The sequence below is a fragment of the Hymenobacter sp. 102 genome (assembly GCF_049949205.1).
In the GTDB taxonomy this organism is placed as follows: Bacteria; Bacteroidota; Bacteroidia; order Cytophagales; family Hymenobacteraceae; genus Hymenobacter.
Window position 1 is genome coordinate 1,785,094 of the sequence record NZ_CP188172.1, and the last position, 18,296, is coordinate 1,803,389.

The 18,296-nt window shown below is 62.5% G+C and carries 14 protein-coding genes; 4 read left to right on the top strand and 10 right to left on the bottom strand.

Features of this window, described 5'->3' with window-relative positions; all coding sequences use genetic code 11:
• The first annotated feature begins 34 nt into the window (after window positions 1–34).
• Window positions 35–1,135 carry a TolB family protein gene (locus tag ACN19L_RS07680; protein ID WP_426492932.1) on the top strand — a complete coding sequence of 367 codons (1,101 nt, stop codon included), beginning with the start codon at window positions 35–37 and terminating at the stop codon, window positions 1,133–1,135.
• 233 nt (window positions 1,136–1,368) lie between these two features.
• Here the strand turns inward: ACN19L_RS07680 and ACN19L_RS07685 are convergent, their stop codons facing one another.
• Window positions 1,369–2,766: a DUF5723 family protein gene (locus tag ACN19L_RS07685; protein WP_426492933.1), complete on the bottom strand. Its 1,398-nt coding sequence runs from the start codon at window positions 2,764–2,766 to the stop codon at window positions 1,369–1,371.
• A 127-nt stretch (window positions 2,767–2,893) separates the two neighbouring features.
• Here ACN19L_RS07685 and meaB point away from each other — a divergent pair, with 127 nt between their 5' ends.
• Window positions 2,894–3,871 carry a methylmalonyl Co-A mutase-associated GTPase MeaB gene (meaB, locus tag ACN19L_RS07690; protein ID WP_426492934.1) on the top strand — a complete coding sequence of 326 codons (978 nt, stop codon included), beginning with the start codon at window positions 2,894–2,896 and terminating at the stop codon, window positions 3,869–3,871.
• 60 nt (window positions 3,872–3,931) lie between these two features.
• On the opposite strand, the gene ACN19L_RS07695 is transcribed toward meaB, so the two are convergent.
• From ACN19L_RS07695 to ACN19L_RS07720, 6 genes are all read right to left on the bottom strand, one after another.
• The gene (locus ACN19L_RS07695; protein ID WP_426492935.1) at window positions 3,932–6,535 is read right to left on the bottom strand and encodes a DUF5916 domain-containing protein; all 2,604 of its coding nucleotides are present in this window, start codon (window positions 6,533–6,535) and stop codon (window positions 3,932–3,934) included.
• A gap of 242 nt (window positions 6,536–6,777) precedes the next feature.
• Window positions 6,778–9,510 (bottom strand): M56 family metallopeptidase, encoded by a 2,733-nt coding sequence (locus ACN19L_RS07700; protein ID WP_426492936.1) that lies wholly within the window; start codon window positions 9,508–9,510, stop codon window positions 6,778–6,780.
• Window positions 9,507–9,926, bottom strand: coding sequence for a BlaI/MecI/CopY family transcriptional regulator (locus tag ACN19L_RS07705; protein WP_426492937.1), 420 nt, complete (start codon window positions 9,924–9,926; stop codon window positions 9,507–9,509). Before ACN19L_RS07705 ends, ACN19L_RS07700 begins: the two co-directional genes overlap by 4 nt.
• A gap of 295 nt (window positions 9,927–10,221) precedes the next feature.
• A complete protein-coding gene (folB, locus tag ACN19L_RS07710; RefSeq protein ID WP_426492938.1) occupies window positions 10,222–10,578 on the bottom strand; it encodes a dihydroneopterin aldolase in 357 nt (118 codons plus the stop codon).
• A 172-nt stretch (window positions 10,579–10,750) separates the two neighbouring features.
• Window positions 10,751–11,710, bottom strand: coding sequence for a DivIVA domain-containing protein (locus ACN19L_RS07715; RefSeq protein ID WP_426492939.1), 960 nt, complete (start codon window positions 11,708–11,710; stop codon window positions 10,751–10,753).
• 129 nt (window positions 11,711–11,839) lie between these two features.
• Window positions 11,840–12,787 carry a WD40 repeat domain-containing protein gene (locus ACN19L_RS07720; RefSeq protein ID WP_426492940.1) on the bottom strand — a complete coding sequence of 316 codons (948 nt, stop codon included), beginning with the start codon at window positions 12,785–12,787 and terminating at the stop codon, window positions 11,840–11,842.
• Window positions 12,788–12,924: 137 nt separating this feature from the next.
• Here ACN19L_RS07720 and ACN19L_RS07725 point away from each other — a divergent pair, with 137 nt between their 5' ends.
• Together ACN19L_RS07725 and ACN19L_RS07730 are read left to right on the top strand one after the other, a co-directional pair.
• The gene (locus ACN19L_RS07725) at window positions 12,925–13,584 is read left to right on the top strand and encodes a 4'-phosphopantetheinyl transferase superfamily protein (protein ID WP_426492941.1); all 660 of its coding nucleotides are present in this window, start codon (window positions 12,925–12,927) and stop codon (window positions 13,582–13,584) included.
• 87 nt (window positions 13,585–13,671) lie between these two features.
• Entirely contained in the window at window positions 13,672–14,280 is a 609-nt protein-coding gene (locus tag ACN19L_RS07730; protein WP_426492942.1) for a redoxin domain-containing protein, read from the top strand.
• 208 nt (window positions 14,281–14,488) lie between these two features.
• On the opposite strand, the gene ACN19L_RS07735 is transcribed toward ACN19L_RS07730, so the two are convergent.
• From ACN19L_RS07735 to ACN19L_RS07745, 3 genes are all read right to left on the bottom strand, one after another.
• Entirely contained in the window at window positions 14,489–15,364 is an 876-nt protein-coding gene (locus ACN19L_RS07735; protein ID WP_426492943.1) for a transglutaminase-like domain-containing protein, read from the bottom strand.
• A gap of 217 nt (window positions 15,365–15,581) precedes the next feature.
• Window positions 15,582–17,309, bottom strand: coding sequence for a ubiquinone-dependent pyruvate dehydrogenase (poxB, locus tag ACN19L_RS07740; RefSeq protein WP_426492944.1), 1,728 nt, complete (start codon window positions 17,307–17,309; stop codon window positions 15,582–15,584).
• Between the two features lie 110 nt (window positions 17,310–17,419).
• The gene (locus ACN19L_RS07745) at window positions 17,420–18,277 is read right to left on the bottom strand and encodes a DUF5694 domain-containing protein (protein WP_426492945.1); all 858 of its coding nucleotides are present in this window, start codon (window positions 18,275–18,277) and stop codon (window positions 17,420–17,422) included.
• Window positions 18,278–18,296 lie beyond the last annotated feature (19 nt).

The window sequence follows — 18,296 nt, forward strand, 5'->3', positions numbered from 1 at the left end:
TGCCGTACTGCTTTCCGTTCTGATCAACCTCCGTATGAAACGATTTTCTCTCCTGCCCTTGGTGCTGGCGCTGTTGCTGCCGGGCCTGGCGTCGGCCCAGCACGAGCAGTCCGTCTGGCTGTTTGGCCAGCAGGCCGGGCTGCAGTTCCCGGCGGGCGGCGGGGCCCCTACCCCGCTGCTCACCAGCAAAATGACCACCTACGAGGGCTCGACCGTGGCCACCAACCAGCAGGGCCAGCTGCTGTTCTACACCAACGGCGAGTTTGTGTTCAACCGCCAGCACCAGGTAATGCCCAACGGCCGCAAGCTGATGGGCTCCAACTCCAGCACCCAGAGCGCCCTCATCGTGCCCGACCCCGGCAGCGGCAACGTGTTCTACGTGTTTACGGTGGGTGCGCAGGGCGGCTCCAACGGCCTGCGCTACTCAGTGGTGGACATGACCCGGGAAAACGGCCTCGGCGACGTGCCCCGGGCCAATGCCCTGCTCATCACGCCCGTGGCTGAGAAACTGGCCGCCGTGCGCCACCAGAACGGCCGCGACGTGTGGGTGGTGGCTCACCGCTGGAACTCCAACGCCTTCGTGAGCTACCTCGTCACCGCCGACGGCGTGGAGAGCAAACCCGTGATGAGCAACGTAGGCAGCATGCACGCCGGCCCCGGCCGCAACGCCATCGGGGCCATGAAGTTCTCGCCCGATGGCCGCAAGCTGGCCGTGGCCCTGTGGCGGGAAGCCAACAAGTACGAGGTGTTCGATTTTGACCGCACGACCGGCCAGGTGAAGAACGTGAAGGCCTTTGCTCCCTACCCCGAAGCCTACGGCGTGGAGTTTTCGCCCGATGGCTCGAAGCTCTACGGCTCCAGCAACGGCGAGGGCGGCGGCCAGGCCCAGGTATTCCAGTTCGATCTGAAAACCGGTAAAGCCACCGTCATCGGCAAATCGGCCAACCGCAAAGTGGGCTCCCTGCAGCGCGCCCCCGACGGCAACATCTACGTGGCCCGCGAAGACAACCAGTTCCTGGGCATCATCCAGAACCCCAACTCCGACGCCGCCAAGTACGTGGACGATGGCCTGAAACTAGGCGGCCGCCGCAGCAAGCTCGGCCTCCCCAACTTCATCACCGAGCCGGGGAAATAGGTGAAATTGTGAAGTGGTGAAAGGCAGAACCGTCATTGCGAGGCGGAGCCGAAGCAATCCTTCCTTTTCGCAGCGCCAAACCCTGGCCTATTCAAAAGCCCCTGACGCCAGCACGGACGTCAGGGGCTTTCTGCTTATCAAGGATTGGCACCCTGTCAAGGAAGGATTGCTTCGGCTCCGCCTCGCAATGACGGCTGTCCCACTCACCATTTCACTAAATCACTAAATCACCGCTACTGGCTTTTCCCGCCCAGCTTGAAGCGCAGGAAACCAGCGGCAGCGGAGAAATACGGGTGCTCGGAGGTGACCAGGCCGGCCACGTCGCGGGTGCTGATGCCGGCTTCGTAGAAGGAGGTCACCAGGGTGAAGCCCAGCGGTACGCTGAAGCCGTAGCCGGCTCCGCCCGTGAGGCCGCTGCTCAGGCGCAGCCATTTAACAGGTTTGTAGTCGAGGCCGGCGCCGACGAAGGGCGAGGGCAGGTTGCCGGCCACGCGGTTGAGCGGCATCGTCACGTCGAGGCCCACCTCGAAATACTCACTCAGGCGCACCCCGGCCCCGGCCCGCAGCTTGGTGGGCAGGTCGGCGCGGCGGTCTTGGCCGGTCTGGTACTGGAACAGGCTGTCGGTGCCGGAGGCGAAGATTTCGGCGGCTTCCTTGATGAAGTTGTAGCTCCCCACGCCGCTCGATTTGAGCCGTTTCAGCTTCTGGTCGTTGGCGGTGAGCAGATTGCCGGTCCAGGTCATCTGGCCGATATCCGTTACGGCCAGGCCCAGCCGCACGGCTTTGCCCACTTCGGCGGCCAGCCCCACGTCGAAGCCGTGGCCCTTGCCCACGGGCTGCAGGCCGCTGCCCGTTTTCAGGTTGAAGCTGGGGTTGTTCACGAGGTTGCCGTAGTCGATATCAAACACCGGCGACATGGAGGTATAGGCCCGCAGGTCGCCGGGCCGCACCCGGATATCCACAATACCCACGCCCTGAATATAGCGGTACCCCGCCCCGGCCGAGAGCTGGAACAACGGCAAATCGACGAGGCGGGTGCCCCAGGCCAGGTTGAACTCGTTGAGCACCGCAAACTGCAGTTCGGTACCGGCCAGCGCCTCCGACACCAGCGGCACGTTGCCAGCGGCGGTGCTGGTGTAGATGGGCGCATCCTTGCCCAGAAACAGGATGTCGGCCGCATTTTTATTCAGCCCCACGTGCCCGGCCGTACGCACCCGGTTGCTGATGGCCACGCCCCCGATTACGGGCAGCTGCACGGCCAGGGCCAGCGTAGTAGCGTCGGCGTTGACGTTGAGGGCGTTGTTGGAGTTGAAAGCCGTGGCCAACGCCTGCTTTTCGGCGGCCGTAAGCGGCTGGTTGGTATCAGTGATAAACCGGCGCAGCTGCGGGCGCGTGAGCGACTGGGAAGCGGCCCCGGCCCCTACCTCGCCAATGGTGAAGGCCACCGTGGCCCCGCCTATCCGGCCCAGGTTGGCGGGATTGATGCCGATGGATTGATAATCGGAGGCGAAGGTGGTAGCCACCCCGCCCCGGCCAGTGGCCGTGAAGTTGCTCAGCTCATTCTGGGCGTGCCCGGTGGTAGCGGTGGCTACTACCAGACCCAGACCGGCGGCGAATCGGGAGAAGTTCATAGCGAAAATGTGGCGTAAGCTGTAGCTTGCGCCGTTAGGTGGCCGCCCGTTGGCAGGCGGCCGTTGAAGTTAGCCGGTTTCACCGGCGTCCGGCGCAAGCTACGGCTTATGCCACATGTATTGCACCGTGCCCAAACGCTTTTCCCCTGCAGAGTACATCGACGGCGTGCTGGCCGGCAACCGCATTATGCTCAGCCGGGCCATTACGCTGGTGGAAAGCACCCTTCCTTCCGACCAGGCCCTGGCCCGGCAGGTGCTGGATGCCGTACTGCCGCACGCCGGCCGCTCGGTGCGGCTGGGCATTACGGGGGTACCGGGCGTGGGCAAAAGCACGTTCATTGAGGCGCTGGGCCTATACCTGGTGCGCGAGCAGGGCAGGCACCTGGCCGTGCTGGCCGTGGACCCCAGCAGCCAGCGCAGCGGCGGCAGCATCCTCGGCGACAAAACCCGCATGAACGAGCTGGCCGCCCACCCGCAGGCGTTTATCCGGCCCTCGCCAGCCGGGCGCAGCCTGGGCGGCGTTACGCGCAGTACCCGCGAGGCGCTGGCCCTCTGCGAAGCCGCCGGCCACGACGTGATTTTTGTGGAAACCGTGGGGGTGGGCCAGAGTGAAACCGCCGTGCACGGCATGGTGGACTTTTTCCTGCTGCTGATGCTGGCCGGGGCCGGCGACGAGCTGCAGGGCATCAAAAAGGGCATTATGGAAATGGCCGATGCCGTAACCATCACCAAAGCCGATGGCGGCAATGAGCAGGCCGCCCGCCGGGCCCGGGCCGAGTATCAGAATGCCCTGCACCTGTTCCCACTGGCTGCCTCCCACTGGAGCCCGGTCGTGACCACCTCCTCGGCCCTGACCGGGGCGGGTGTGCCCGAGGTGTGGCAGGTAGTGGAGCAGTACGTGCGGCACGCCCGGGCCAACGGCTACTTTCAGCAGCGCCGACAGGAGCAGAATCTGCACTGGCTGCACGAAACCATCCGGGAAACTCTGGAGGCCCGGTTCTACGCCCGCCCCGACGTGGCCGCCCGCCTCCCCGAGCTGCGCCAGCAGGTGATGCAGGGCAGCAAATCGGCGTTTGGTGCGGCCGAGGAACTGCTGGGGTTGTAGCCATCCGGCCCGGCAGCCAAAGCGGGCTACCGGGCCGGTTACATTTTCGGGGCACTCAGCCTACGCCTTTGTACGTCGCTTCAGCATCAGGTAATCCAGGTAGTACAGGATTTTGATGCTCACGTTGTTGTTATGAGGGGTGTTGATGGTGTTGCTTAGGTTGTCGAAGTACAGCGGCGTGGCCTCGTTGGCTTCCAGGAACGACGAGCTAGCGTTTTTCCACACGATGCTCACCTGCGAGCCGGGCGCAAACCACCACGAGTACACCGCGTCCACGTTGAAGGCGTTAAAGGTATTGTCGCGGTTGCGGCGGTAGTCCACGGGCTGCTCCTCGCCACCTTTACCCAGGCGGGCGAAGGCGCTGTAGTTCACTGTGCTGGTGTAGTGGCGCGCCCGTACCGTCAGGGACATGCGGTTGTTGAACGTGTAGCCCCCCGACACCGTGTTGGTTACCGTGAGTACGCGGCGCACGCCCAGCAGCACGTCGCCGGGGTGGTTGTCGCGGAAGCGGGCATCATCAGGCAGGCTCCGGTCGAGGCCGCCATTCACGTAGCCCACCTGGTTCTGGCGCAGGTTCCAGTCGAAGCTGTAGCGAAAGTTAAGCTGGTTGCTCACGCGGTAGCGGGGCGACAGGCCCAGACCATAGCCCATGCGCCGGGCCCGCGCAAACCGGTCGTCCTGGGCGTACCACCGCACGCCGGCGTTGGCATCCCAGGCCAGCTTCTTGCGGTAGTCGGTGGAGATGAAGCCCCCCACGTTGGCATTCACCGGCACCCGCACGTAGTAGTCGCCCAGCGGGTACTGCCGGGGCTCAAAATAGTCGTGCGTCACGGGGTTCACGTCCATGTTCATGCCCGTGGTCAGGAAGCTCTTGGTGAAGGTGGTGTTCCAGCCGGCAGCCAGGTTGGCGTTCTGGTAGCGCCGGGGTTTGTACAGTAATGAGTGGCTCAGCCCCATCCAGGAGTAAAAGTTGTTCACCTTCCAGAAGGGCTGATACTTATTGTAGCTGAAATTGGCGTACTGGGAAATGTTGTTGTTGCCGAACAGAATACCCAAATCGTTGGGATTGTACCGGTGCGACTCAATGCCCTGCCCAAGCTGCCAGGTGAAATTGCCGCTGATTTTACTCACGCCCACCTGGTACTTGTAGCCGTCCTGGTCATCAATGCGCTCCTCTGAGCCGAACACGTTGCCCCGCCGCCGCGAGTACACCACGCGCCCATCCAGGGCGTAGGCGTTCTTCTTGTTGGCGAAGCGGAACAGGCCGCCCGTTACGTTGGCATCGTAGGTGCTGCCCCAGCGCGTTACGTTGGTGTTGATGAGCGACACGTAGGAGTTGTTTTTCAGGCTCTGATCCAGCACCACAATGTTGTAGTTGCTGAAGGGCTGGGTGAGAATGTCCCGCTCCCGGCCGCTGGCCGAGTCGCGCACGGTAGCGTACACATCATTGCTGAGGGCGTTGAACACGCCCACGCCCAGCCCCGCGCTGGTACGACCTGATACTTTGGTGGCGTTCAGCAGGCGCGTTACGCCGGGGTTGCTCACCACGGCCTCGCCCGGGCGGCGCTGGCCATCGGGGCCCATTTCACTTTGGCGCAGCTGCCCTTCTACGTTGCCGAACCCGATGGGCGTGGCCCCCACGCGGCGGGAGTAAAACAGGTTGCCCTTGTTAAACAGCTCGGTACCCTCCGTGAAAAACTGGCGGTTTTCCTGAAACTGCACCTCAAACGGCGAGAGGTTGAGCACCTGGTTGTCGCTCTGCACCTGCCCGAAGTCGGGCACCAGCGTGGCGTCCAGGGTAAAACTCTCGTTGATGCCCCACTTCACGTCGGCTCCGCCATTGAAGCTGGTGCTGGTGTTGCGGGTGCCCTGCACGTTGTAGGGGTAATGGTTGGCGTAGGCCGAAATGTAGGGCGTGAGCGAGAGGCGCAGCGGGGGCTGCACGTCCTTCACGCCCAGCAGCTCGCCCCACTGGTTCACGAAGCCATCCACGGCAGGGCGCACTTCATTCCAGAAAAAGCCCTGGTTGTCTTTTTTTCGCTGGCGCATGAAGTTCACGCCCCACAGCTGTTCGGGGGCCTTGCTGAAGCGGATGGCCGAGTACGGAATGCGCATTTCACACACCCAGTCGGTGCCACGCAGGGCCGTGCGCGAGTCCCACACGGCGTTCCAGTTAAAATCCTCGCCCCCGGCCGGGGAGTAGCGGGCATCGGCCTGCACCCCGCCGGTGGTCACGAAGAAGCCGTAGCCGTTGATTTTATCGTGGTAGGTGTCCAGAAAAACCCCGAAGAAGTCGGTGTTGCCCATATCGTCGCGGGCCGACAGCTCCCGCAGAATCGAATCCTGGCTCACGTCGTGCATCACGGCCCCGATGTAGAGGTTGGCATCGTCGTAGAGCACGCGCACCTCGGTTTTGTGCTTTTCGCGGGGGCCTGGGTTGGGGCGGTTCTGAATGAAATCGGTGGCAATGGGAGCCTGCTGCCAGGCAGCTTCATCCAGTGCCCCGTCCAGCTTCATAGCTTCGGTGATGCGCACGGCCTGCAGCTGACGCTTGGGCGCAGGCACGGCGGCATTGGCCGGTGTTTGGGGGGCAGTTTGGGCCTGCACAGCACCCGCTGCGCAAAGCCAGCCAACCAGCAACAGGAGCACACGACAACAGTTCACGGCGCGACGACGAGAGAAAACGTACAACAAGCAGAAGGTGGTAGAGGGGATGGGATTGCCCGGCAACCGGGACGAAAATGAGGTAGTGGTGCCAGTACCGGAGGTCTGTTTTGCCGGCGGGTACCGGCCGCAATGCTGCAATAGATGCACACGCCTTCCAAACCGTTGCCTGTTCACAAGCACTTCACCGGAAAAAAACCGGCCGCCGTTGCAGCGGCGGCCGGTGGCAATGGGTACCTCACTTACTCACTTATCGAAATCTGCACGTTGCGGTGGGTGCTGCGGCCATTGCCGTCCGATTCATCCACCAGCTTACGGTATTTCTCGGCCAGGGCCGCCGACTGCTTTTTGCCGTTGACGGTCAGGCCTTCGTCGTTTAGCTGAAACTGGAAGCTTTTTTCGTTGGTCCCAATCACCCCGTCCTTGCGCAACTCCGCCCGGATGTTGTCGGAGTTGAAGCGCGGAGCACGCGGGGCCCGGGGGGGAGGGGGCGGAGCGGGGGCCCCCACTGCCGGCGGTACGGGAGGAGCTGGCGGCGCCGGAGCCTCGGGGCCCCGGAAATCAACCGTGCTACCGGAGGTCTGACGGTTCATTACAAACGAACCCTTAGTCAGTTTGCGACCAGTTTGCTTTTCAACCAGCTTCAGGTATTTGTCGCGCAGGGCCGTTGACTGCTTTTTGCCATTCACCGTGAAGCTGGCAGGGCTGAGGCTCATCTGTACGTTGTTGGCGCTTTTGATGAGGCCATCCTTACGTAGTTCGCGCAGCAGGGCTTCTTCCGATTCTTGGGCCTCACGGCGACGGATACCGGCTTCGTTGCGGCGCAGTTCAGCTTCATTGCGGCGCAGCTCAGCTTCATTGCGGCGCAGCTCAGCTTCGTGCTTGCGCATATCGGCTTCCAGCCGGCGCATTTCGGCTTCGTGGCGGCGCATTTCGGCTTCTATCCGGCGATGGGCAGCCTCGTCGTCGCCGCCGGCGCGGCTACGGCCTTCAGCATCTTCCAACTGGTCGCGCAGGTCTTCCTGGAAATCCTGGCGGGCATCCTGCTGCTGCTCCCGGATGTTTTCCAGCTGCTCCTCAATCCGCTCCCGCTGCTCATCGTTCAGGTCTTCGTCAGTGAGCGTATTGCGCAGGGAGCTTTCGGCCCCTTGTAAGGCCTGCAAACGAATTTTGAGGCTCTGCATACGGCCTTTCATGGCCTGGTTGGCCCATGCGTCGGCACCACGCTCCATTTCCATGCGCCACTGCGGGTTTTCGCGCAAGTGGCGGCGGGCATCGGCGGCGGTGCGCTGGGCATCGGCCTTGATGCGGGCTACCTCGGCGGTACTCGGGCCCGCCCCCGGAAACCGGAAGCTCCGGGCGAAGTTATCGTCGAAAGTGGCATTGAAGCCCCGGCCGGCCGGCAGCTGAATCACCTCGACCTGGCTGGCAGCTTTCCGGCCTTTCGATTTGCCGGTGCTGGCCGTTTCCACCGGCTGCCCGTCAACCGACAGGCTGGTGATGCGGCCTTTTTTATCTTTCTCAATGACTACCGTGCCGGGGCGGCTGCGGCCGGGCACCAGCACCACCTGCTGGCGGGTACGCTTACGTTTTTTGCCATCATCTTCTCCCTCATCAGCCTGCCCCATCGAAGTAGTGGTCTCAACAAAGGGCTGGTCCAGAGAAACGGCTGGCGCAGCGAAATCGGCGGCGGCGGGGGCGGCCGGCGCGCTCAGCGCGGCCAGGTCATCCTCACCGGCAACGGGCGGCAGCGGGGCCGAAGCACCGGGGGCCAGGCTGGCAGCTTTCTTCTGCGTCGTGTCGGGCTCCGAGTCCAGGAACGGCAGCTGCTTCAGGCTGCTGCCCAAATCCGATTCGCCGGCCGGCCGGGGGTCGGCCATGGCCACGGCGGAGGTCAGCAGCACCAAGCCGCCCAGCACCACGCAGGCCGCCATGAAGCCCTCCGTGAACGTGGGGGCCGTGCGGCCCTGCACCAGCCGCCGGATGCGGCCCAGCACCGAGCCATCGGGCCCCAGGGCCGACATGGCCAGGCGGGCTTCGCCGGGTTCGGGGGCGGCCGTCAGCTCGGCCAACGCCGCCAGGGCCCGGGCCACGGTGAGCGGGTTGCCACCTACCAGGGCAATGGCGGCATCGTCGCAGCAGTTTTCGCGCTCCGTGCGCAGGCAGGCCGTAATAAACCACACGGCCGGATGATAAAAGAACAGCGTTTCCGCTACCGACTGCAGCAGGTTCATCAGGTAGTCACGGCGCTGCACGTGGGCCAGCTCGTGGGCCAGAATGGCTTCCAGATACGCCGCGCTCAGGCCCGAAACGGTGCCCAACGGCAGCAGAATTACGGGAGCCACGTGCCCCACCACCACCGGCACCCGCACCAGCGCCGATTCCAGCAGCTGCACCGGCTGCTTCAGGCTGGCCTTATCGGCCAGGACCTGCAGGCGCTGCTGCCACTCCTCGGCCAGGGGCTGCACCCGGTAGCGGCGCAGGCGCTGCACGTAGGCCAGCCCCCCCAGCAGGCGGAGCGTCATGGCCAGCAACCCCAGTAGCCAGGCAGCCACCAGCACGGGCAGATTGTTGTCAAAATACGTGAGCCAGGCTTGCAGCCCGGTAGGTGCGGCCGGCTCCACGGCTACCGGAGTTGCCTGAACAGTTGCCGTAGCTACCGCAGCAGCAGCGGGTTTGATACCATCGGCCCGCACAGCAGCGTTATCACCCACCACAAAACCAGCCGTGGCCGACGAAGCCGCGGGCGGCGCGGCCGTGTAGTAGCGGGCAAAGGTGATGCTGGCCAACGTGAGCAGCATCAGCAGGGCCGCGGCCGAGGTGCGGTAGCGGACTTCGGCACTGTGCTGGCGCAGCAGCAGCAGCAAGCCCGCCAGGGCCAGGGCTACCACGGCTCCCTGCCAGAGGGAGTGCACCAGCGTCCAGCCCAGCGCGCGCACCAGCGCGGGGGGCAAAAAGGTTTCCAGCCAGTTCATTGCGCGTCGTCGGTTGAGGGTGGAGTGGTGTCGTTCTGGATTTCAATGTCGTTGAGCAGGCGGCGGATCTGGGCCAGCTCCTCGCGGGAGGTACGGCGGTTGCCCAGCGCCTGCATCACCAGTTTCATGGCCGAGCCCCCGAAGGTCGAATCCACGAACCGGTCGAGCAGCAGCCCCTGGGTTTCCTCTTCGCGCACGGCGGCCCGGTACACGTGGGTTTTGCTGTCGTCGTCGCGCAGCACCAGGCCTTTGTCCAGCATCAGCTGCAGCAGCTTCAGCGAGGTGGTGTAGCCTACCTCCCGCCGCTGGTTCAGCTCGTCGTTCACGAACCGGACGGTGCTGGGGCCGTGCTGCCAGAGCACCTGCAGGATTTCCAGCTCCGATTCGGTGGGTTTGGGAATGGATGATTTACTCATAAGAAAAACCTGAGGGCACTGAAGTATGACTACCGAACTGCCGCAACCGTTGCCTGCTGTGCTCTCGCCTTCGCGCCGGTGAAAGACCCGCCGCATAGCTACGAACCAGTTCGTACATCAAACATATACGAAGCACATCGTAGATACAAGTTTAACCTACGATTTTTTTCGTATAATATTTTAATCACTTGTATACCAGCAGTATTATCTACAAAAAAGCCTGCTACGGACACGCGCCGGGCCACTCCCGAGTGCATGTCCGTAGCAGGCCAATCAGCTGTTGCTTGGTATCGTGTTAGCGCCGACGCTCCAGCGTGACGCGGGCCCGGTGGCAGATGCCGCCCAGCGGGGGGTTGAATTTCGACACGCTCACGCGTACTCCATTGATATGCGGAAACTCCTCCAGCACCCGATCCAGTACCCGGTGGCCCAAATGCTCCAGCAGCCGGGCCGGGGCCTGCATTTCTTCAGCTACCACCCGGTACAATACCTCGTAATTGACCGTTTCGCGCAACTGGTCCGACTGTCCCGCCGCGTGCAAGTCCGTGTCGATGTATAAATCAACCCCATACTTGTTCCCGATTTTCTGCTCCTCGTCGTAGTATCCGTGGAAGGCGAAAAACTCCATGCCTTCCAGTGCAATCTGGCCCATATAGTGAAATGGTGAGTGGTGAAATGGTGCGTCGGCCGCACAGCTTTGCAGTGAACTGATGAACCTGCGAAGGCGCAGCTACAAAAAAACGAAGCCTGCCCCAACGGGCAGGCCTCGCACAATAGTCATTCACAAAATCCGTAAAAGCTGCTCAATCCGCAAAATCTGCGTTCTAGATTTCGTCGAAGAACGACTTCTCGCCCAGGTTAGCCGTTTGCATGCTGGGCTGGTCCGACTGGCCGGGGTGCGAAGGGGGCACGGGCTGCGGAATTTCCGGGCGGTCGGGTTGGCCAGGCTGGCCGGGCTGCACATCGGGGTTGGGAGCACCGGGGATTGGGGCGCCGGGGCGCTCAATTTCGGGCTCCGGCCGCTCGGGTTGGTTGGGGTCGGGTTGCTGGCCGGGCTTGGGGTTGTAGCCAATGGGGCGGCGCTCCACGGCCTCAGCCGATGAGCCTCCGTGGAAAGCAGCAGCGCCGCCAGCTACGGCAGCGGCCGAGGAAGTAGCAGAAGTGGAAACGTACATGGCGGGGTCAGGTTTAGGTGATGGGTCCGCAGACTGCGGCCGGCTCACTTTTACGCTGGCCGCCCGCGAAAGGATGGCCGCCGTGCTGGCCTTGGGCCGGCTGCGGGCTTTTTCCACCTTATCCAGGGCCTCCGAAGCCAAATTATGTAAGTCGCGGGTGAGGCCGTCGAGCAGATTTTCCAGCCGCTGGCACTCCTGGCCCAAGCCATTTACTTCCTTCTGCATATCGGCCACGGTGCGCTCGGCCTGCTGGTAGGCATCGTCCACCACCGAGCGGGCCTTCTGGCGGGCGTCGTTGAGAAGCTGCTCGGCCTGGAGCTGGGCTTCGCGGATGCGGAGCTGGGCGTCACGCTGAGCCTGCTCGGTGATGCTGTTGCCGGTATCCTCGGCCGTTTTAAGGGTGCGGTAGAGGCTGGTTTCCACCTCGCGCATCTTGCTGACCTCCTGGGTAGCGTGGTCGAGCTTGAGGCGCAGCTCCCGGTTTTCGTCGCCCATCCGCTCCCACTGCTGCGAGAGGGTCAGCAAAAAGGCTTGTACTTCATCCTTATCCAATCCCCGAAAGGCTTTTTCAAAGGTTTTCTGCCGAATATCGAGGGCGGTAATTTTCATAGGTACTTGGGAGCTAGAAGCCAGGAGTTAGAAGAAAGAAGCAGCGGCACGAAGAAGGGCCAGGTACGAGAGAAAGGCATTGCGTGTAGCAGCTGGGAAAAAGCATAGTACCATATAGGCTGCCCTCTACTAGCTCCTGACTCCTGCCTCCTCACTGCCCAGGATTTCCCACACCGCCAAGCTCCGGTCGTCGCTACACGAAACTAGCCGATTCCCGCTGCCCGGCCAAAATAACTTGTTTACGGAGGTGCCGTGGCCGGCGTGCCGGGCCCGGTCCACCACGCGCAGCAGCTGCCAGGTGTCGGCATCCCAGAGCTTGATGCTTTTGTCCATGCTGCAGGTGGCCAGCAGGCGGGCATCGGGCGAGAAGGCAAGGTGGTTGATGGTAAACATATGGGCCACGATGCTGCGGTGCTCCTGGTAGCCGGCGGCCACGTCCCAGATGCGCAGGTGGGCGTCGCGGCCGGCCGTGAGCAGGTAGCGTCCATCAGGCGAATACGCGCAGGTGAAAACCGAGTTGGTGGCACCCTGCACTACCTGCTTCACTTCCAGCGACGCCGCATCGAGGATGCGCACCTGGTGGTCGGAGCCGCCCACGGCCAGCTCGCCGCGCTGCTCGTGCAGGGCCAGGCAGCGCAGGCTTTTATCGGCGAGGCGCAGCAGTGTTTCCACCCCAAAATCAGTGCCCCGCAGCACGGCCAGCGTGCCGTCGGCCAGGGCCACGTACAGGCGGTTCTGGACGGGAGAGTACGCCAGATCGAAAATGGCTACCGGAGGCAGCGCCGTAGCATACCGCAGTGTTTTAGTACCTAACTCCAGCACTTGCACGCCCTGAAAATTGTGCCCCAGCACCAGCAGATTACGTTCCGGCAGGTGCAGCAGCGCATACACGGAGTTTTCCACGCGGGCCAGCAAGTCGCCATCCTGTTCGGGCGCATCGGCCTGCCAGGCTACCACCAGCCCATCCGCCCCCGACGAAAACACGGTTTGCTGCCCTTGTACGCCGGTCAGGGCATACACACAGTCGCGGTGGCCGGTAAGAGAAGCTACTTTGTGAACCTGCGGACGAGAAGACAAGGGTGAGGTTGTGAAAGGTGAAGTTGCGAAACCGGAGGGCGAAGATACCGCCCGGCGGCTACTCCGCCCGCTACGCAGGTACCAGGCCCTTGTTTTCCCTCGTACCTTCACCTTCACATACCTTCCTCTTCCGCCGCTTGCCGCTTCACACCCTCTCCCCTATTTCCCAAACGGCCGCCCTGGGCCTGTGGCACCTGACGGAACCAGCTGAAATGCTCTGGGACCTGCTGCCGGCCAAGCCGCACTACCTGGCCCGCTTCCCCCAGGGCCGCGACGAGCTGCGGGCCCGGCAATGGCTGGCCGGCCGGGTGCTGGCCCACCACCTGCTGCGGGAGCTGAACGACTCGCCCGCCACCCTGCACAACGACGAAAACGGCCGCCCCTATTTCCCGGAGCTGCCCGCCTACGGCATTTCCCTCTCGCACTCCGGGGAGTGGGTGGCGGCGGTACTTTCCACCCAGGAGGCGGTTGGCATAGATATTGAACTGATACGCCCCAAAGCTAAAAAGTTGGCTCCCCGGGTTCTAGCGGAATCTGAGTTAGCCGACGCTGGCAGTGACGCAACGAAGTATTGTCTGTATTGGAGTGCCAAGGAGACGCTGTATAAGTTGCATAGCCGCCGGGGCCTGGTGTTTAAAGAGCACTTGTTGCTCAGCCCGTTTGAGCTGCGGGAGGCAGGTGTGCTGACGGGACACCTGCTGCTCGAAAACTCCCGCAGCCAACACCAGATTCACTACCTGTACCCCCAACCCGACTACATTCTCACGTACACAATCGGTGAAAGCAAGAGTGCGTAGTATTGAGAGGCTTCGGCTTTTTCTTTCCGCCTCATCTGCGTAGTGAATACGCGTCCTTTCACTGCCTCACCCGTTTTCCTGCTCTCCATGTCTCTACGCCGACTTTCTATTGCCGCCGCCGCGGCCCTGCTGTTTTGCACGGTGGCCGTGAGTGTAGCCCGTGCCCAGGGCAGCCGCTCCGTGGCCGATTTCAGCCTGAAAAACGCCTCGAATGCTGAAGTGGCCCTCAAAAGCTATGCCGGCAGCAAAGCCGTAGTCGTGGTGTTTCTGAACCCTGGCTGCGCCTTTTCCAAGCTCTACCAACATCGGTTATCCGACCTCAGCAGTGAGTACGGAGCCAGGGGTGTGCAGTTCCTGTTCGTGAATGCCCCCATCAACCTGGAGGCCAGCGCCGACACCGGCGACGCGGAAAAGCTGAAGGTAAAAGCCACCGGGGCCGATTTGCCTTTGCTCACCGATGAGGGCCAGAAAGTGAGCAACCTGCTGGGTGCCAGCAAAACTCCGGAGGCCGTGATACTCCAACCCGTGGGCGACGGCTTTGCCGTGCGCTATAAGGGAGCCATCGACGATAACCCGCAGGTGGAGGCTTACGTGAAAGAAAAATACGTGGAGCAGGTGCTCAACAACCTGCTGGCCGGCCGCCCGGCCGCAGTAGCCGACAAGCGCGCCGCGGGCTGTCTGATCAAGAAGTTTTAGTGGAGAACTGAGAAGCCACCCGTCATTGCGAGGAGGCACGACGAAGCAATCCTTCCCGTCCTAAACTCACCATTCTGACCTATTCAAAAGCCCCTGACGTCCGTGCTGGCATCAGGGGCTTTTCGTATTCCAGGCTTTGGGATCTGAAAAGGACGGATTGCTTCGTCGTGCCTCCTCGCAATGACGAGTGCCTTCACTTTTCTACCAACTACTCCGCGTCCGGAGCCGCATCGGAGCTGTCGGCTACCATTTCCACCGTCAGGATGGCCAGTAGCTGACCTACCTCGGCAGCTTTGGCGGGCTCCTGCAGCTTCTCGAAGCTGAGCTGCAGGTTGCGCAGGGCGCGGCGCACAATATCCAAGTGTGAGCAGGGCTCGAAAAAGATTTCGTTGGGCGTGAGGTTGAGCTGGGCGATGTAGTGCTCAATATCGGTGCGGGAAAGCACCAGCCCCCGGTTGTAGCAGTTGATGTAGAACGACTCCAGCGGCGGCTCCTGCCGATAGGTGAGCACAAACAGGTTAGGCAGATTTACACCGAACACCGGCAGCTTGAGCCGCTGGGCCACCAGCAGATAAATCACGCAGAGCGTGAGCGGATTGCCGCGGCGGGTTTCCAGCACCCGGTGCAGCATGGAGTTGGCCGGAGAATGGAAATTCTGGGTATTGGCGGCAAACTTGTGGGTGCGGAATAGCACGTGGTTGAGCGCCTGCACCTGATCGGCGGGGTGCATTTCGGGTTGCAGCAGCGTCCACACTTCAAAGCGCAGCTGCTCAATGGCCCGGTTCAGCACCTGAAAATCGGCATCCGGGTACTGGTAGCTGTTCAGCAGCCACATACCTTCCAGCAGGTTCTCACCGCCCGAGTCGCGCCACACGCGCAGGCGCTGCTGCAGGCCCTCAAACTGCAGATGGTGAATCAAATCTTCGAGGCGCTGCTGCTGCTGCGGGTCCAGGGTTTCTTCCCAGCTTTCTTCCAAGAACGGAATGATAGTTTCGCCCAGCGTCTGAATTTTCTCCTGAATCTGCGGGGCAACTTCCGGGTCGTCGAGCAGGGAGATGAGGGCTTTGATTTCTTTGTTGGTCATGGAGCGGCGAGGTGGCGGCCGGGGCCGCACTGGGCAGAAGTAGCAAAAATAAACACAACCCCGGCATTCAGCCAGCCGGCGTATCGGGAAATAACAGCCGATAAAGACCTTTTTGTTCGTTCAGGAGGATTTTCAGCAGATAAGCAAAACCGCTACCTCCTCTCATCCTGCACTGCCCGCAGCATGGGATAGGGTAGCGGCTGCCAGCTCACGTGTACTACCGCAGCAGATTAGTTTTGGCCAGCTCCAGCACCTCATCCCCTCGCCCGCTCATAATGGCTTTCAGAGCATATAGGCTGAAGCCTTTCACCTGACTGGCCTGAATGGTAGGCGGCATGGAGAGTTCAGTGCGCTTTACCACCGCATCCAGCACTACCGGGCCGGGGTGGGCCAGCATTTCGGCAATGGCAGTGGGCAGGTCGGCGGGGTCCGAAACGCGGATGCCCCGCACGCCGGCGGCTTCGGCCAGGGCCGCAAAATTGGGATTATCCAGCTCAGTGCCGTATTCCAGGATACCAGCCGCTTTCATTTCCAGCTCCACAAAGGCCAGACTGGCGTTATTGAAGATGACGATTTTGACGGGTGTTTTCAGCTGTTTCAGCGTCAGTAGCTCGCCCATCAGCATGGCAAAGCCCCCATCACCGGCTAGGGCAATTACCTGCCGGCCGGGGCTGGCCAGCTGGGCTCCGAAGGCCTGGGGCATGGCGTTGGCCATACTGCCGTGGTTGAAAGAGCCAATCAGCCGCCGCCGGCCGTTCATGCGCAGGTAGCGGGCGGCCCAGATGGTGGGCGTGCCCACGTCGCAGGTGAAAATGGCGTCCTCGGCGGCCTGCTCGTTCAGGAGGCGGGCTACGTATTGCGGGTGCATGCTGGTGTCGCCGGCCTCGCCGGTTGCCAGCTCGTCCAAGTCCTGGCGGGCTTCCCGGTAATGGTCCAGGGATTTTTCGAGGTGGCGGCGTTCCTGCTTATGGTTGAGAATGGGCAGCAACGCCTGCAACGTGGCGGCCACGTCGCCCACCAGGCCCACCTCCACCCGGGTACGCCGGCCAATGTGCTCCCCGCGCAGGTCAACCTGCACCGTGCGGGTTTCCTGGGGCAGAAACTGGGTGTAGGGAAAATCCGTGCCCAGCATCAGCAGGGCATCGGCATCCATGATGGCTGCGTAGCCGGAGGTGAAGCCCAGCAGCCCGCTCATGCCCACATCGTAGGGGTTGTTGCCCTCCACGGATTCCTTGCCGCGTAGGGCGTGCACCACGGGAGCCCCCAGGGCTTCGGCCACCTGCAGCAGTTCGGCGTGGGCATCGGCGCACCCGGCCCCGGCCAGAATGGTGACTTTATCAGCGGTATTGAGCACATCGGCGGCGGCGCGCAAATCATCCATAGCCGGCACCAGCGTGGCCTTGCTGCGCAGAGCCGGCACCCGAGGCTCGGGGGCATCGGTTTCCTCGTACTGGATGTCGCCGGGAATCACCAGCACCGCCACGCCGCGTTGCGTAAGGGCCGTTTGCACCGCCGACTCCACCATGCGCACGGCCTGGCCGGGGTTGCCCAGTAGCTCGCAGTAGGCGCTGCACTCTTTGAAGGTATTTTCGGGGTGGGTTTCCTGGAAGTAGCCGGTACCAATTTCAATGCTCGGAATTTGGGCGGCAATGGCCAGCACGGGCACCCGGCTGCGGTGGCAGTCGTAGAGGCCGTTGATGAGGTGGGTATTACCGGGGCCACAGCTGCCGGCGCACACAGCCAGGGAGCCGGTGAGGTGGGCCTCGGCCCCGGCGGCAAACGCGCCGGCTTCCTCGTTGCGCACATGTACCCAGTCAATGTTGTCGCGCTTCCGAATTTCGTCGGTGAGGCCGTTGAGCGAATCGCCCACCACGCCGTACACGCGCCGCACGCCGGCTGCCACCAGGGTATCAACCAGTATTTCCGCTACGGTTTTCTTTGCCATCGTCTTCAGAGGAGTTAAGTCCGGAAGGCTATACGGCAACTTTCGCTTTTCTGACCATCAACCTCACGTAGCAGCCGTGCTACCCACAACCTGCGTTCAGACTGGGCCGCCTACTTCCGCAGGTACTTCCGCGCCTCCACCACCCGAAACTCCGGGTCACTGGCGAAAATGCTTTGCAACGAGCCGATGTGCGCCGCCCCGAACAGGGCCAGCACCCGCTTCGGCCGGACCGGCATAGCCTGCGTGACGATGTTGGAGTAGATTTTATAGTCCCGGTTCTTGAACACCGAAATCAGCTCTGCCCCAATGTAGCGAGGGTCCACGAAGGCCGTATCCACGGCCGCGTCGGGGTTGGTGAAGCGGCCATTGGTGACGCGGGCTGGCGTGACGTAGCGCAGCCGGTACACCAGGTTATAGATTTCGGGCTGGTTGAGGGCGGCCAGGTAGCTATGCAAAGGCAGGCTCCCATCTTCCAGCGCGGCCCGCTTGGTGCCGGCCACTTTACTCAACTCCGCTCCGGCCTGCTGGTACACCTCAATGTTCTGACCGGTGCGTAAAATGCCCTGCGACGTGCCGCCGGGCGCATTGGAGCAGTAAATCCGGGGCAGCTGTAGCTGTTTGCCTAGCCGAAACGCTACCTGGTACACTTCGCTACGGCCGCCCGGTAAGGCCGCCAAATCCAGCTTATCCTGCCGGTAGAGGGCGTAGAGGCTGTCGAGGCGGGGCTGCTCCTCGGGCAGCATTTCCACCACCAGCATATCGGGCCGAAACCGGGCAATGGCGGCCGTGAAGCGGCTGATCTGCTGCTGGCCCTGGGGCGTCAGCACGTCGGTGGCGGGCTTGTCGGGTTTGTAGATCTGGTTGAGATGGTCGCAACCTACCACCATTACCTCGGCGGGCGGCCCCGACTGCGCAAAGCCCGTTACGCGGAGCAACAGCAGCGCGGGCAGCAATAGTCTAATTTTCATGGAATGGATACGTAAGCGG

Excerpts from the sequence above, each read along its gene's own strand:
- ACN19L_RS07680 (WP_426492932.1), top strand. The coding sequence starts at position 35 with ATGAAACGATTTTCTCTCCTGCCCTTGGTGCTGGCGCTGTTGCTGCCG.
- ACN19L_RS07685 (WP_426492933.1), bottom strand. The coding sequence starts at position 2,766 with ATGAACTTCTCCCGATTCGCCGCCGGTCTGGGTCTGGTAGTAGCCACC.
- ACN19L_RS07700 (WP_426492936.1), bottom strand. The coding sequence starts at position 9,510 with ATGAACTGGCTGGAAACCTTTTTGCCCCCCGCGCTGGTGCGCGCGCTG.
- ACN19L_RS07705 (WP_426492937.1), bottom strand. The coding sequence starts at position 9,926 with ATGAGTAAATCATCCATTCCCAAACCCACCGAATCGGAGCTGGAAATC.
- folB (WP_426492938.1), bottom strand. The coding sequence starts at position 10,578 with ATGGGCCAGATTGCACTGGAAGGCATGGAGTTTTTCGCCTTCCACGGA.
- ACN19L_RS07715 (WP_426492939.1), bottom strand. The coding sequence starts at position 11,710 with ATGAAAATTACCGCCCTCGATATTCGGCAGAAAACCTTTGAAAAAGCC.
- ACN19L_RS07730 (WP_426492942.1), top strand. The coding sequence starts at position 13,672 with ATGTCTCTACGCCGACTTTCTATTGCCGCCGCCGCGGCCCTGCTGTTT.
- ACN19L_RS07735 (WP_426492943.1), bottom strand. The coding sequence starts at position 15,364 with ATGACCAACAAAGAAATCAAAGCCCTCATCTCCCTGCTCGACGACCCG.
- poxB (WP_426492944.1), bottom strand. The coding sequence starts at position 17,309 with ATGGCAAAGAAAACCGTAGCGGAAATACTGGTTGATACCCTGGTGGCA.
- ACN19L_RS07745 (WP_426492945.1), bottom strand. The coding sequence starts at position 18,277 with ATGAAAATTAGACTATTGCTGCCCGCGCTGCTGTTGCTCCGCGTAACG.